Below are 13975 nucleotides of genomic sequence, written 5' to 3'. Positions count from 1 at the left end.
ATGGGAGAGGTACGGGTACTGTCGGCATCCGGCCAGATCGGGTCCGGCTTCATGGAATCCTCCTTCGCCAAGGGGATTTCCTTGAAGCCCGACGTCATAGCCTGCGACGGCGGCTCCAGCGATGCCGGGCCGTATCATCTCGGCACCGGCGAGCCGCATTTCTCCCGCGAAGGCACCAAGCGCGACCTCAAGCTGATGCTGCAGGGCAGGGACACGCTCAAGGTCCCGCTCATCGTCGGCTCATGCGGCATGGCGGGCGGCGACGCCGGCGTCGCCTGGATGCGCGACATCGCGCTGGAGATCGCCCGCGAGGAGGGACTGAGCTTCAATCTCGGCCTGGTGCGCAGCGAGCAGGACAAGGGCTTCCTCAAGCAGGAGCTGCGCGAGGGTCGCATCACCCCGCTCAATCCGGCGCCGGAGATCAGCGAGGCGATCATCGAGCGCAGCTCGCACATCGTCGCCATGATGGGGCACGAGCCGATCGTGCAGGCGATCGAGGCGGGGGCCGACGTCATCCTCACCGGACGCGCCTCCGACACCGCGCTGTTCGCGGCGGTGCCGCTGATGCGCAATGCCGACCCCGGCTCAGCCTGGCACGCCGCCAAGATCCTCGAATGCGGCACCGCCTCCACGGTGCAGCGCAAGCGGCCGGACAGCATCTTCGCCTGGGTGCGCGACGATCATTTCGATATCGAGCCGCTCGACCCCGAGGCGCGCTGCACGCCGCAGAGCGTTGCCTCGCACTCGCTCTACGAGAATGCCGACCCGTTCCTCATCACCGAGCCGGGCGGCACGCTGGATACGTCGGGCTGCGAATACGAGGCCTTGAACGACCGCGCGGTGCGTGTCACCCGCTCGCGCTTCCTGCCGAGCGAGCGGCCGACCTTCAAGCTGGAGGGCGCCGAGCTTGCCGGCTACCAGGCGGCGATCATGGCCGGCATCCGCGAGCCCTACATCATCCGCCAGATCGACAGCTGGTTCGCCGGCATGTGCGAGCGCTTCGCCGCGCGGGTGCAGGAGATGTTCCAGGGCCGCGTCGGGCCCGACGACTATTCCATCCGCATGCGGGTCTATGGCCGCGACGGCGTGATGGGCAAGCTGGAGCCGCTGGCCGGCCAGGTCGGCCACGAGGTCGGCGTGCTGTTCACGATCATCTCGCCGGAGCGCAGCGTCACCATGGCGCTCGCCAAGACCTTCGCGCATTTTGCGCTGCATTATCCGATCCCGGAATGGCGCGGCCTGATCAGCGGCCTCGCGTTCCCGATGACGCCGGCGGAGACCGACCGCGGACCGGTCTATCGCTTCAATCTCAACCACATCGTGGCGCCGCGCGAGCCGCGCGCGATGTTCCGCCACGAATATATGGAGGTCGGGTGATGGCGACCCTTGGCGAGATGGCACGGCTGATCCGCTCGAAGAATGCCGGGCCCTATATGCTGACCTTCGACGTGATGTTCGAGGACGAGGCGAGCTACCGCCGCGTCATCGATGCCGGCGTCCTCACCAAAGCGGTGTTCGCCAAGCTTTATCAGGTCGATGAGGGTGAGGTGATCTTCTTCCATCACGACGCGGCGAAGGCGATCAAGATCTCGATCCCCAGGCCCTATGTGCAGTGCGACCTCGATGACGGCGACGCCTATGGCGGCCAACAGCACGCGCCTCTGGTCGAGCTGCAGGTACCAGGCTGATTAGGGTTGGGCTGAACGCCCGACCGAAAACTCCAAGATGCCCTCATCCCCGGGCTTGACCCGGGGATCCAGCCATCCCGCATGTGCTCGGTAGAAGTCTGGATCCCCGGGTCAAGCCCGGGGATGAGGAGGCGGAGGTGGGACGCTTCGGTTGGCTTCATCCGCAGCCGGCTCAGCATCATCCGTCTGAGCGGACAACAATGCGCGAGCGCTCTGGCGTGTCGCGGCGGGAGGGCCTTTACTCCCGCTCCGCGCATTTTGCCTGCAAGAGGATGACCCATGCCTGAGTATCGCTATCTCGGCCGCAGCGCCCTGAAGGTTCCCAAGCTCGCTCTGGGCACCATGATGTTCGGCGGCCAGACCGACGAGCCGACCTCGCATCGCATCATCCACAAGGCCTATGAGCAGGGTTTCAACTTTCTCGACACCGCCGACACCTACAATGCCGGCCGCTCGGAAGAGGTGATCGGGCGCGCGGTGAAGGGCAATCGCGACCGCTATACCATCGCCACCAAGTTCACCAATGCCGTCGGCAATGCCAAGGGCATCAACCAGACCGGCGCCTCGCGCAAATATATCTTCGAGGCGGTGGAGCACAGCCTCAGGCGGCTCGATACCGACTATATCGACATCCTCTATGTGCACCGCGCCACCTATGACCAGCCGCTCGGCGAGACTGTCCGCGCGCTCGCCGATCTGATCCGCCAGGGCAAAGTGCGCTATTTCGCGGTATCGAACTTCCGCGCCTGGCGCATCGCCGAGGTCGCCCACCTTGCCGACCAGCTCAATATCGATCGGCCGGTCGCCAGCCAGCCGCTGTATAATCTGGTCGACCGCACTGCCGAGAGCGAACAGCTTCCGGGCGCCGCTTTTTACGGTCTCGGCGTCGTCTCCTACAGCCCGCTGGCGCGCGGCGTGCTGACCGCGAAATACGATCCGGACGCGCCGCCCGCTGCCGACAGCCGCGCCGGCCGCGGCGACAAGCGGCTGATGGAGACCGAGTTCCGGCCGGAATCGCTGCGCATCGCGCGGCACATCAAGCAGCATCTGCAACAGCGCGGCATCGCGCCGAGCGCCTTCGCGGTGGGCTGGGTGCTGAACAACCGGCTGATCACCGCCGCCATAGCCGGGCCGCGCACCGAGGAGCAGTGGGACGACTATGTCCGCGCGCTCGACTACGTCTTCACCCCCGAGGATGAGGCGATGGTCAATAGCCTGGTGGCGCCGGGACAGACCTCGACCTTCGGCTATTCCGACCCCGGCCACTCGATGGAAGGCCGCGTGCCCTATATCGGCGCGCCGCCCGAGCTCGCCCGCGGCGTACTCAACCCGCCGGCAAAGGCGGGAGAGGCGGCCTGATCCTTTACCGTGCCCCGCGCGTCGCCCTTACCAGCACGCTGACGGCGAGGAGGATCGCCGACGCGGCGATGCCGGCGGTCACCAGGCCGGCCGGCGTCATGCGGGCGCTGCCCTGCAGCGTGATCAGCTTGCCGACACGAAGATCGTAGACGGCTTTCATCTCCTCCGGATGCGTCGGCATCGGCTCGGCGGGCGGCGTGGCCACAGTGTCGTTCATCGGAATTGTCCTTTGTCGCAACCGGTAGTCGGCGGGGATGATAGGCACGCGGCCGCGATGGCTCAATGATACCGTAATGCAGCGGCGGGAACGCCCGCCACGGCCATTTCGATCCAGCAATGGCTCGGCCCTGTTCTGGTACGCGCAGCGGAACCCAATGCGCGGTAACGCGTTTTTGCGTGGGCGTGGCGTGGGGACCGAGGGCTGTGATCGAAAAGCGGGCGAACTACCCCTTTCTCAGTAAAGGTGGAGAAGCCACCGATATCATCCTGGCCTTCGACTGGTCCGCCACCTCGATGGGGCCGCTCGTTACCTGGCCGCCGAGTACCCGAGCCTCGCTCGCGCTGATGCTGGGATCACCGGTGCCGATCGTCACGCTGTGGGGCGAGGACGGCATCATGATCTACAATGATGCCTATTCCGAATTCGCCGGCGGCCGGCATCCGACCTTGTTCGGGTCGAAAGTGCGCGAAGGATGGCCGGAAGTCGCCGACTTCAACGACAACATCATGAAGACGTGCCTGGCCGGCGGGACCTTGTCCTACCGTGACCTCGAACTGGTGCTGACCCGGCGCGGCAAGCCGGAATCCGGGTGGATGGACCTCGACTACTCGCCGATACTTGGCGAGAGCGGCAAGCCGGTCGGCGTCATGGCGGTGGTGGTGGAAACCACTGCCAAGATCCATGCCGAGCACGAGCTGAGGCAGAGCGAGATCGCCTTGCGCGAGAGCGAGGAGCGCTTCCGCCTCGTCGCCGAGGACGCGCCGGTGATGCTGTGGATGAGCGACGAGAAGGGTGCCTGCATCTATCTCAACAAGGCGCAGCGCGAATTCTGGGGTGTGACGCCGGAGGACCTGCCGGAATTCGACTGGTTCGTCACCATCCATCCTGACGATCACTCATTGCTGGCGCCGTTCGAGATCGCGATGCGCGATCACACCCCATTTCTGCTGGAGACCCGGATCCGCCGTGCCGATGGCGTGTTCCGCGCCATCCGCACCAATGCCCGTCCGCGCCTCGATCCGCGCCGCGGCTTTGTCGGCATGATCGGCGTCAATGTCGACGTCACCGAAGCGCGCGACACCGAGAATGCGATACGCAGCGAATCCCGCAAGCTGGAGGTGCTCAACCGCTCAGGCGCGGACATTGCCTCCGAGCTCGATCTCGACCGGCTGGTGCAGATCGTGACCGACGCCTGCACCGAACTGGTCGGCGCCGCGTTCGGCTCGTTCTTCTACAATGTCGTCAATGACAAGGGCGAGAGCTACATGCTCTATGCGCTCTCCGGCGTACCGCGCGAGGCGTTCTCGAAATTCCCGATGCCGCGCAACACCGCGGTGTTCGCGGCAACCTTCAGCGGCGAGGGCATTGTCCGCTCGGACGACATACTGAAGGATCCGCGCTACGGCAGGAATGATCCGCATCACGGCATGCCGCAGGGCCACCTTCCGGTGCGCAGCTATCTCGCCGTGCCGGTGATCTCGCGTTCCGGCGAGGTGATTGGCGGCCTGTTCTTCGGCCATCCCGAGCCGGGCAAGTTCGAGCCCGAACATGAGGAATTGGTGGTCGGCATTGCCGGCCAGGCGGCGACGGCGATCGACAATGCCCGGCTGTTCCGCGCCGCCGAGCGTGAACTGGCCGAGCGGCGGCAGGCGGAGGCCGCCTTGCAGGCGCTCAACGCCACGCTGGAGCAGCGTGTGCTCGAGGAGATCGAGGAGCGCTCCAAGGCGCAGGAGCAGCTGCGGCAGGTGCAGAAGATGGAGGCGGTCGGCCAGCTCACCGGCGGTATTGCGCATGATTTCAACAATATGCTCGCCGTCATCATGGGCGGCCTGACGCTGCTGCAGCACAAGCTCGCCAAGGGCGAGACCGATGTCGACCGCTTCGTCGAGGGCGCGCTCGACGGCGCCCAGCGCGCGGCGGCGCTCACCCAGCGCCTGCTCGCCTTCTCCCGTCAGCAGCCGCTGGCGCCGGAGCCGCTGAATCCGAACCGCTTCATCGCCAGCCTGAGCGAATTGCTGACGCGTACGCTGGGCGAGCAGATCGGTATCGAGACCGTGCTCGGCGCCGGGCTCTGGCAGGTCCGGGTCGATCCCGGGCAATTGGAGAACGCCGTCGTCAATCTCTCGGTGAACGCCCGCGATGCCATGTCCAGCGGCGGCAAGCTGACCATCGAGACCTCCAACGCCTTTGTCGACGAGACCTTCGCCAAGGAATTCGCCATCACCCCCGGCCAATATGTGCTGATCGCGGTGGCCGATACCGGCACCGGGATGACGCCGCAGGTGATCGCCAAGGCGTTCGATCCGTTCTTCACCACCAAGGAGGTCGGCAAGGGCACCGGCCTCGGCCTCAGCCAGGTCTATGGCTTCGTGCGCCAGTCCGGCGGCCATGTGCGGCTTTATTCGGAGCTGGGCGTTGGCACCACGGTGAAGATCTATCTGCCGCGCCATTATGGCGAGGCGGCGCGGATGCCCGCCCTCGGCAAGTCCTCGAACTTCCATGGCGGGCTGCCGTCCGAGATCGTGATGGTGGTGGAGGATGAGGAGCGGGTGCGCGCCGTCTCGGTCGAGGCGCTGAAGGAGCTTGGCTACAGCGTGGTGGAGGCTCCCTCGCCGCTGGCGGCGCTGCGCATGCTGGACGAGGGCCAGCCGGTCTCGCTGCTCTTCACCGATGTGGTGATGCCGGAAATGTCCGGCCGCGAGCTCTCCGATCTCGCCCGCCAGCGTCTGCCCTCGCTGAAGGTGCTCTACACCACCGGCTATACCCGCAACGCCATCGTCCACAACGGCATGCTTGATCCCGGCACCAACCTGCTGACCAAGCCCTTCAGCATCGAGGACCTCGCCCGCAAGGTGCGCACCATTCTCGATGCGCGGCCGTGAGGGCGGGGTGCTGCGCGCCATCCGCCTCGCTGCCGGCGCAGTTCGCTCGCATGAGAGCCGGCGGCGGGCGGAGAAGGGCGGATGATGGCGAGGCGATTCACGCGTCTATGTGCGGTGGCGCTCGTGCTCGGCGCGATGGGTGGCGATACCGCGCTCGCCGAGGACGCGGCGCCGGGTCCTGCCCCGGCATCGCCGCCCCCGACAATACCGACGCCCACTCCGGAGCCGAGCTGGTTCACCCCGCCGGCCGGCGCGGTGTGCCGGCAATGGAGCGATGGTTGCCACGTCTGCACCCGGGCCAGTACGGATGCCGAGACCAGTTGCTCGACGCCTTCCATCGCCTGCGTGCAGACCGCATTGCGATGCCTGGAGCCGCAGCCTTCGGCGCAATGAGGGGCGCGACGGTTCCAGGCGCCCCCGCGGCCATCTCTCGTCAGGCGACATCCTGGCAGACATCGACCCATTGCGCGCCGACGAGCTCCGCCATGCGCTTCGGGTCGATCCGCACCGCGCTATGCGTCGAGCCGGCCGCCGGCACCACCTCGTCGAAGGCTTGCAGCGAGACGTCGCAATAGACCGGCAGCGGCGTCGCGAGGCCGAACGGGCAGACGCCGCCGACCGGATGGCCGGTGACCGCGACCACTTCCTCCGGCCCGAGCATGCGGACCTTGCCGCCGAAGGCTGCCTTGGCCTTGCGGTTGTCGAGCCGGGCATCGCCGCGCGTGACTACAAGCAGGCTCTGCCCCCCTACCCGGAGCGACAGCGTCTTGGCGATCTGCGCCGGCTCGACACCATGGCCCTCGGCGGCCAGCGCGACGGTGGCGGTGCTGTTCGCAAGTTCGATGATGGCGATGTCGGGTGCCTTCTCGGCCAGGAAGGCGCGGACGGATTCGATGCTCATGACGCTGCCTGTATCGGGGGAGGGCATCCTCCCCGCCGCGGGCGCATCCCGCAAGAGCCCGGCGCCAGCACCGCGCCTGAACAGCGCGCCATCCGGCCGCAGCCTGCACATTCCTGCGTCTTGCCCGTCGCGCAGGCAGTGGGTCCGCGCTTATGCTGTCGCCCGCCTTCCACCGCCCCGTTCAGGAGTTGCCGCCCATGACCACCCCGACCGATAATCTCCGCACCGATGGCGCCCGGCTGTGGGACAGCCTGATGGAGATGGCGAAGATCGGCCCCGGCGTGCGCGGCGGCAACAACCGGCAGACCCTCACCGATGCCGACCGCGACGGCCGGCTGCTGTTCAAGTCCTGGTGCGAGGCGGCTGGGCTGAGCATGGGCGTCGACGCCATGGGCACCATGTTCGCCCGTCGCGAAGGCACCGACCCGCAGGCGCTGCCGGTGATGATCGGCTCGCATCTCGACACCCAGCCGACCGGCGGCAAGTTCGATGGCGTACTCGGCGTGCTCGGTGCGCTGGAAGTGGTGCGCACGCTGAACGACCTCGGCATCCGCACGAAACACCCGGTCGAGGTGGTGAACTGGACCAATGAGGAGGGCGCGCGCTTCGCCCCCGCCATGGTCGCCTCCGGCGTCTATGCCGGCGTGATCGATCTCGACGCCGCCTACGCCAGCACCGATGCCGAGGGCAAGGTGCTCGGCGCCGAACTGGAGCGCATCGGCTTCAGGGGCGATGAGCCGGTGGGCGCGCGCAAGGCCCACGCCTATTTCGAGCTGCATATCGAGCAGGGGCCGATCCTCGAGGCCGAGGGCATCGATATCGGCGTGGTCTCCCACGGCCAGGGCACGCGCTGGCTGGAGATGACGCTGACCGGGCGCGATGCGCACACCGGCTCGACGCCGATGCCGAAGCGGCTCAATGCCGGGCTCGGCATGGCACGCATCACCGAGCTGGTCGACCGGATCGCCTGGAAGCACGCCCCGCTCGGCGTCGGCGCGGTCGGCCATGTCGAGGTCTATCCGAACTCGCGCAACATCATTGTCGGCAAGGCGGTCTTCACCGCCGATTTCCGGCACCCCGATCTCACCAATCTGAACGCCATGGTCGAGGAAATGCACACCGGCGCCACCGCCATTGCCGAGGGCATGGGGCTCGGCATCGCCTTCAAGGAGGTGAACTCGTTCGATCCGGTGGCGTTCGACCCCACGCTGGTCGGGCGGGTGCGCGAGGCGGCCGGGCGGCTCGGCTATTCGCACCGCGATATCGTTTCCGGCGCCGGGCACGACGCCTGCTGGATGAACCGGGTGGTGCCCTCCGCCATGATCTTCTGTCCTTGCGTCGACGGCCTCAGCCACAATGAGGACGAGACCATCACCCCGGAATGGGCCAAGGCCGGCACCGACGTGCTGCTGCACGCCGTATTGCAGACGGCCGAGATCGTGTGAGGGGGAAGCCGATGTCGACCGTGATCAAAGGCGGCACCGTCGTCGCCGCCGACCGCTCCTATGAGGCCGATGTGCTGATCGAGGGCGACACCATCGCCGCTATCGGCCCGGACCTCAAAGGCGACACCGTGCTCGACGCCACCGGCGCCTTCATCATGCCCGGCGGCATCGATCCGCACACCCATCTGGAGATGCCCTTCATGGGCACCACGGCGGCGGAGACCTGGGAGAGCGGCACCTTCGCCGCTTTGTCCGGCGGCACCACCATGGTGGTCGACTTCGTCATCCCCGACAGCGACGACATGCTCAAGGCGCTCGATGCCTGGGAGGCGAAGGCGAGCCGGCAGGCCAGCGCCGATTATTCCTACCATATGTGCGTCACCGGCTGGTCCGAGGCGATCTTCAACGCCATGGAGCAGGTGGTCGCCCGCGGCATCAACACGTTCAAGCACTTCATGGCCTATAAGGGCGCGCTGATGGTCGATGACGACCAGATGTTCGCCTCGTTCCAGCGCTGCGCCGCGCTCGGCGCGCTGCCTTTGGTGCATGCCGAGAATGGCGACATCGTCGCCGCACTCCAGCAGAAATATCTGGCCGAGGGCGTACGCGGCCCGGAGGCGCACGCTTTTTCCCGCCCGGCGGAAGTCGAAGGCGAGGCCACCAACCGCGCCATCATGATCGCGGATGCCGCGGGCGTGCCGGTCTATATCGTCCACGCCTCGTCCGAGCAGGCGCATGAGGCGATCCGCCGGGCTCGGCAGAAGGGCATGCGGGTCTATGGCGAGCCGCTGATCCAGCATCTCACCCTCGACGAGAGCGTCTATGCCAATCCGGATTGGGACTATGCCGCGCAGCGCGTGATGTCGCCGCCGTTCCGCGACAGGGCGCACCAGGACGGTCTGTGGGCAGGGCTTGCCGCCGGCTCGCTGCAGGTGGTGGCGACCGACCATTGCGCCTTCACCACCGCGCAGAAGCGCATGGGGCTCGGCGATTTCACCCGCATCCCGAACGGCACTGGCGGGCTGGAGGACCGGCTGCCGATGCTGTGGACCAAGGGCGTCGAGACCGGGCGATTGACGCCGAACGAGTTCGTCGCGGTGACCTCGACCAATATCGCCCGCATCCTCAACATCTATCCGAAGAAGGGCGCCATCATCCCTGGTGCCGATGCCGACATTGTCGTGCTCGATCCCAAGGCGGGCAAGACCATCTCCGCGGCGCGGCAGAAATCCATCATCGATTACAACGTGTTCGAGGGATTCGAGGTGCGCGGCCTGCCGCGCTACACGCTCTCGCGCGGCGAAGTGGTGTGGTCGGAAGGCCGCAACGACACGCCGCGCCCCGGCCGTGGCCGCTTCGTGCCGCGCCCGGCCTTCCACCCGGTGAACCGGGCGCTGTCGACATGGAAGGCGCTGGTCGCCGCGCGCGCGGTGGAACGCAGCGCCGCGCACATGCCGATCGGGGTTTGACGGACCACGTCAGCGAACCACGTCATCCTGAGGTGCGAGCGCCAGCGAGCCTCGAAGGATGCCCGCCCCAGATGATCGCCATCTGCTTGAACATCCTTCGAGGCCCGGCTGCGCCGGGCACCTCAGGATGACGTCGTGCTAGGAAATAAACAGCGCGAACGGTTCCTCGATCGTGCGCCGCAGATACTCCGCGTACGCCCCGTGCATCGCATCGCCGGGCGAGACGCGGCCAAAGGCGGGTTCCTTGAAGCGCGCCGCCGGCACCAGCACGATCGGCGTCGCCACCGGCGTCAATTGCGCGCCGCGCCCGGCGATCAGGCTGGCGAGCACGCCGTGCATCTCGCCATCGATGGTCGGCCGCGACACGGTGATGAGCCGGAATTGGCCGTGCTTGTTGGTGACCAGATAGACATAGCCGGACTGGTTAGGCACCGAGACCACGCCTTCCTGGGTAAAGGCGGCATCCGAGCGGTCGGACTCGCGGAAGACCAGATGCGAGGCGTGCTCGTCCCAAGCGATCAGCGTGCGATAGGCGAAGATCGAGCCTTTGCCGCTGAAGGACGGGCGCAGCGTGACGTAGGAGCCTTCCAGCGGCGCCACCGAGGGCCGCGAATAATAGCCGAGATCGCCGGGCGCCAGCCCGATCGCGCTGGCCACTGACGCAGCGCTCGGGGCCGGAGCGGGCGCCGGCTGCGCCGCCCTGAGCGGCACGCCGATCGCCGCTTCCAGCCGGATCAAGGTTGCCAGCGTATAGGCGCGCCGACCGGAGAGCGCCTTCTCCAAAGTCGAGATGCTGATGCCGGCATGGTCGGCGAGGTATTGCCGCGAGATGCGCCGCCGCGCCAGTTCCTCGCGCAGGATCGCGGTAACGCGCCGGCCTTCATCTGCCGGCAAATCTTTATCAGCCGAGACCGCCTCGTCGAGAATCATCGCCATTGCCGTCGTCCCCACCACGAATGCGCACGTTTCCGCACAAATTTGCCCGACGTAAGGCGGGATGCGGCGCACTCGTGCCGAACAATCCAGAACATGCCCGTGGCGGTACGCCATGGCGGAAGCGCACAGCATGGATGCCAGGAACCAATGGCGGGCACGGACATCCACCATGAGCACCATGATCATTCTCGCGCAGCCTGCGCGATCCAGAACTCGAAAATTTCTCGGCCGCACCCTTCGCATCGCCGCTCTCGCCGTCGCGGCGATGGCGCTCGTTATTGCGCCGGCCTTCGCCGAAGAGCTCGCGCTGCGCCCGGCGAGCCCGGGCGAGATGGGCTCCGGCGCACTGCTGATGAAGCGCGACGGGCAGGAGACGATGTTCGAGGCGATCCGCCTCGGCACCGATGTCGATATCACCGTGAGCGGGCCGACGGCGCGCGCCCGCATCACCCAGATCTTCCGCAATGACGGCAAGGACTGGGTGGAGGGCACCTATGTCTATCCGCTGCCCGAAAGTGGCGCCGTCGACACGCTGAAGATGGTGGTCGGCGAGCGGGTCATCGTCGGCGAGATCAAGGAGAAGCAGAAGGCCCGCGCCATCTATGAGCAGGCCAAATCCGAAGGCAGGAAGGCCGGGCTGGTCGCGCAGGAGCGGCCGAACGTCTTCACCACTTCGGTCGCCAATATCGGCCCCGGCGAAACCGTGGTGGTGCAGATCGAATATCAGGAGCCGGTGCGCCAGGATGGCGACACCTTCTCGCTGCGGGTGCCGCTGGTGGTGGCGCCGCGCTACTCCCCGCCCGCGCTGGTGCAGCAGGTCGATCTGCCGGTGCAGGGCAAGGGCTGGGGGCATCTCTCCGCCTCGCCCGCCATGGACGCGCCGGTGCTGGATCCCGACCAGTACGGCAAGGTCAATCCGGTGACGATCGCGGTGAAGCTGCAGGCCGGCTTCCCGCTCGACGAGGTGAAGAGCGCCTATCACACAGTGAAGGTCGAGAGCCCGGATGAGGAAGCGCGTCTCGTCACGCTTGACGGGCCGGTGCCGGCCGATCGCGACTTCGCACTCAGCTGGACCGCCAAGGCAGGCGCGGCGCCCTCGGTCGGGCTGTTCCGCGAGCGCGTCGGCAATGACGATTACCTGCTGGCCTTCGTCACCCCGCCGACCGCCGCGCAGCCGGCGGCGCCGCTGCCGCGCGAGATGATCTTCGTCATCGACAATTCCGGCTCGATGGGCGGCACCTCGATGCGCCAGGCCAAGGAAGGCCTCGCCTACGGCCTCAGCCGGCTGAAGCCGGGCGACCGCTTCAACGTCATCCGCTTCGACGACACCATGGAAACGCTGTTCCCCGACACTGTCGCGGCCGATGCCGGCAACATCAATGTGGCGCAGCGTTTCGTTGCAGGCCTCGATGCCCGTGGCGGCACCGAGATGCTGGCGCCGATGAAGGCGGCGCTCACCGATCCGCGCGCCAATGAGGGCACGCATCTGCGCCAGGTGGTGTTCCTCACCGACGGCGCGGTGGAGAATGAGCAGCAATTGTTCGATGCCATCAGCGCGCTGCGCGGCAAGTCGCGGCTGTTCATGGTCGCCATCGGCTCGGCGCCCAACAGCTTCCTGATGACCCGGGCGGCCGAACTCGGCCGCGGCAGCTTCGTCCATATCGGCGATGTCGCCGAGGTCGAGGAGCGCATGCGCACGCTGTTCGCCAAGCTGGAGAGCCCGGCGGTGACCGGCCTTGCCGCGACATTCTCCTCGGCGAAAGCCGATGCGACGCCGGCGCTGCTGCCCGACCTCTATAAGGGCGAGCCGCTGGTGATGGCGGCGAAGCTGGATAGGCTCGACGGCGACGTGACTCTCAAGGGCCGCATCGGCGACCAGCCCTGGAGCGTGACGCTGCCGCTCGCCAGCGCCGCTGAGGGCGCCGGCCTCTCCAAGCTGTGGGCGCGCCGCAAGATCGACGATGCCGAAGTGGCGAAGACGCTGGGCGACATGACCGCCGAGCAGGCCGATGCGCGCATCCTCGATCTCGGCCTCGCCCACCATCTGGTCACCCGGCTGACCAGCCTGGTCGCGGTCGACCAGACCGTGAGCCGTCCGGCCGACGCCAAGCTCACCCGCGCCGACGTGCCGCTGAACCTGCCGGCCGGCTGGGAGTTCGACAAGGTGTTCGGCGAGGCCAACAAGGCCGTGCCGCCGCGCCCCGCGCCGGACAATGCCGCGCCGCCCTCGCGCCGCGCCTCGGCCGGCGCCGCGCCTGGTCTCGCCAAGCTCGCCGCCGCCCCGGTTGCGGTGAGTGCGCCGGCGCAGACCATCGACCTGCCGCAGACCGCGACGGATGCCGAGCTGCGCCTGATGGCCGGCCTGATGCTGCTGGCGCTCGCCACCCTGATGCTTCTGCTCTCGGGACGCCGCGAATGGCTCAGGGCTTGACCATCCCGACGAAGCGCCGCTCCGGTCTCTGGACCGGGGCGGCAGCCCTGTTCGCGCTTGCCGGCCTCGTGCTGGTAGGGCAGGGGCTGTGGATCCACGCCAAGGCGCTGCTGGCGCAAGTGCTGCTGGAGCGCGCCTTCGAACAGACGCTGGCCACCGGCGCGCCGGCCAAGCCCTGGCCCTGGGCCGACACCTGGCCGGTGGCGCGGATCGAGTTTCCCCGGCTGGGCAAGAGCGTCATCGTGCTGGCCGGCAGCAGCGGCCAGGCGCTCGCCTTCGGCCCCGGCCATGTCGAGGGCACGCCGGATGCGGGCGAGGATGGCGTCGCGGTCTATGCCGCGCACCGCGACACGCATTTCGCCTTCCTGCGGGATGTGGTGGTCGGCGATGAGATCCTCGTTACTCGCACGGATGGCACGTCGGTTCGTTTCCGCATGACCGGCAGCGACGTCGCGCGCTGGGACCGCTCCGGCATCGATGCATCGTCGAGCGGTCGCCATCTGGCGCTGGCGACCTGCTGGCCGTTCGACGCGCGGACCTCCGGGCCGATGCGCTATGTGGTGGAGGCGGTGGCGGTGGAGTGACATCCACGGCTGCACCATCCTTCGAGGCTCGCTCCGCTCGCACCTCAGGATGACGTCGCT

At 67.4% G+C, this 13975-nt stretch carries 12 protein-coding genes; 9 read left to right on the top strand and 3 right to left on the bottom strand.

The window, feature by feature from the left end; all coding sequences use genetic code 11:
• The 3 genes from G3545_RS11015 (at nt 1) to G3545_RS11005 (ending at nt 3047) form a co-directional block, all read left to right on the top strand.
• On the top strand, nt 1-1377 hold the full coding sequence (locus G3545_RS11015; protein ID WP_170012480.1) for an acyclic terpene utilization AtuA family protein: 1377 nt from the start codon (nt 1-3) through the stop codon (nt 1375-1377).
• On the top strand, nt 1377-1688 hold the full coding sequence (locus G3545_RS11010; protein WP_170012478.1) for a DUF4387 domain-containing protein: 312 nt from the start codon (nt 1377-1379) through the stop codon (nt 1686-1688). Before G3545_RS11015 ends, G3545_RS11010 begins: the two co-directional genes overlap by 1 nt.
• A 279-nt stretch (nt 1689-1967) precedes the next feature.
• A complete protein-coding gene (locus G3545_RS11005) occupies nt 1968-3047 on the top strand; it encodes an aldo/keto reductase (RefSeq protein WP_170012476.1) in 1080 nt (359 codons plus the stop codon).
• Nucleotides 3048-3051: 4 nt separating this feature from the next.
• On the opposite strand, the gene G3545_RS11000 is transcribed toward G3545_RS11005, so the two are convergent.
• On the bottom strand, nt 3052-3264 hold the full coding sequence (locus G3545_RS11000) for a hypothetical protein (RefSeq protein WP_170008853.1): 213 nt from the start codon (nt 3262-3264) through the stop codon (nt 3052-3054).
• 206 nt (nt 3265-3470) lie between these two features.
• On the opposite strand from G3545_RS11000, the gene G3545_RS10995 reads away from it, so the two are divergent.
• Together G3545_RS10995 and G3545_RS10990 are read left to right on the top strand one after the other, a co-directional pair.
• Nucleotides 3471-6149, top strand: coding sequence for a PAS domain S-box protein (locus tag G3545_RS10995; RefSeq protein ID WP_246702779.1), 2679 nt, complete (start codon nt 3471-3473; stop codon nt 6147-6149).
• 84 nt (nt 6150-6233) lie between these two features.
• A complete protein-coding gene (locus tag G3545_RS10990; RefSeq protein WP_170012472.1) occupies nt 6234-6542 on the top strand; it encodes a hypothetical protein in 309 nt (102 codons plus the stop codon).
• Between the two features lie 40 nt (nt 6543-6582).
• Here the strand turns inward: G3545_RS10990 and G3545_RS10985 are convergent, their stop codons facing one another.
• On the bottom strand, nt 6583-7050 hold the full coding sequence (locus tag G3545_RS10985; RefSeq protein WP_170012470.1) for a YbaK/EbsC family protein: 468 nt from the start codon (nt 7048-7050) through the stop codon (nt 6583-6585).
• A 197-nt stretch (nt 7051-7247) separates the two neighbouring features.
• On the opposite strand from G3545_RS10985, the gene G3545_RS10980 reads away from it, so the two are divergent.
• Complete coding sequence (locus G3545_RS10980; protein ID WP_170012468.1) at nt 7248-8495, top strand: Zn-dependent hydrolase; 1248 nt, start codon at nt 7248-7250, stop codon at nt 8493-8495.
• A gap of 11 nt (nt 8496-8506) precedes the next feature.
• Nucleotides 8507-9964, top strand: a complete 1458-nt coding sequence (gene hydA, locus G3545_RS10975; protein ID WP_170012466.1) for a dihydropyrimidinase — start codon at nt 8507-8509, stop codon at nt 9962-9964.
• 138 nt (nt 9965-10102) lie between these two features.
• Here the strand turns inward: hydA and G3545_RS10970 are convergent, their stop codons facing one another.
• Nucleotides 10103-10900 (bottom strand): helix-turn-helix transcriptional regulator, encoded by a 798-nt coding sequence (locus G3545_RS10970; protein ID WP_246702778.1) that lies wholly within the window; start codon nt 10898-10900, stop codon nt 10103-10105.
• A gap of 169 nt (nt 10901-11069) precedes the next feature.
• On the opposite strand from G3545_RS10970, the gene G3545_RS10965 reads away from it, so the two are divergent.
• Nucleotides 11070-13331, top strand: coding sequence for a marine proteobacterial sortase target protein (locus G3545_RS10965; RefSeq protein WP_246702777.1), 2262 nt, complete (start codon nt 11070-11072; stop codon nt 13329-13331).
• Complete coding sequence (locus tag G3545_RS10960; RefSeq protein WP_170012464.1) at nt 13316-13915, top strand: class GN sortase; 600 nt, start codon at nt 13316-13318, stop codon at nt 13913-13915. Before G3545_RS10965 ends, G3545_RS10960 begins: the two co-directional genes overlap by 16 nt.
• The last annotated feature ends 60 nt before the right edge of the window (nt 13916-13975 follow it).

It is taken from the genome of Starkeya sp. ORNL1 (assembly GCF_012971745.1).
Classification (GTDB): Bacteria; Pseudomonadota; Alphaproteobacteria; order Rhizobiales; family Xanthobacteraceae; genus Ancylobacter.
This window is presented reverse-complemented; position numbering and strand designations above follow the sequence as displayed.

Bases quoted from the DNA above. Each gene is read 5' to 3' on its own strand.
- G3545_RS10985 (WP_170012470.1), bottom strand. From the start codon at position 7,050: ATGAGCATCGAATCCGTCCGCGCCTTCCTGGCCGAGAAGGCACCCGAC.
- G3545_RS10965 (WP_246702777.1), top strand. From the start codon at position 11,070: ATGAGCACCATGATCATTCTCGCGCAGCCTGCGCGATCCAGAACTCGA.
- G3545_RS10980 (WP_170012468.1), top strand. From the start codon at position 7,248: ATGACCACCCCGACCGATAATCTCCGCACCGATGGCGCCCGGCTGTGG.
- G3545_RS11010 (WP_170012478.1), top strand. From the start codon at position 1,377: ATGGCGACCCTTGGCGAGATGGCACGGCTGATCCGCTCGAAGAATGCC.
- G3545_RS11015 (WP_170012480.1), top strand. From the start codon at position 1: ATGGGAGAGGTACGGGTACTGTCGGCATCCGGCCAGATCGGGTCCGGC.
- G3545_RS11005 (WP_170012476.1), top strand. From the start codon at position 1,968: ATGCCTGAGTATCGCTATCTCGGCCGCAGCGCCCTGAAGGTTCCCAAG.
- G3545_RS10960 (WP_170012464.1), top strand. From the start codon at position 13,316: ATGGCTCAGGGCTTGACCATCCCGACGAAGCGCCGCTCCGGTCTCTGG.
- G3545_RS11000 (WP_170008853.1), bottom strand. From the start codon at position 3,264: ATGAACGACACTGTGGCCACGCCGCCCGCCGAGCCGATGCCGACGCAT.
- G3545_RS10990 (WP_170012472.1), top strand. From the start codon at position 6,234: ATGGCGAGGCGATTCACGCGTCTATGTGCGGTGGCGCTCGTGCTCGGC.
- G3545_RS10970 (WP_246702778.1), bottom strand. From the start codon at position 10,900: ATGGCGATGATTCTCGACGAGGCGGTCTCGGCTGATAAAGATTTGCCG.
- hydA (WP_170012466.1), top strand. From the start codon at position 8,507: ATGTCGACCGTGATCAAAGGCGGCACCGTCGTCGCCGCCGACCGCTCC.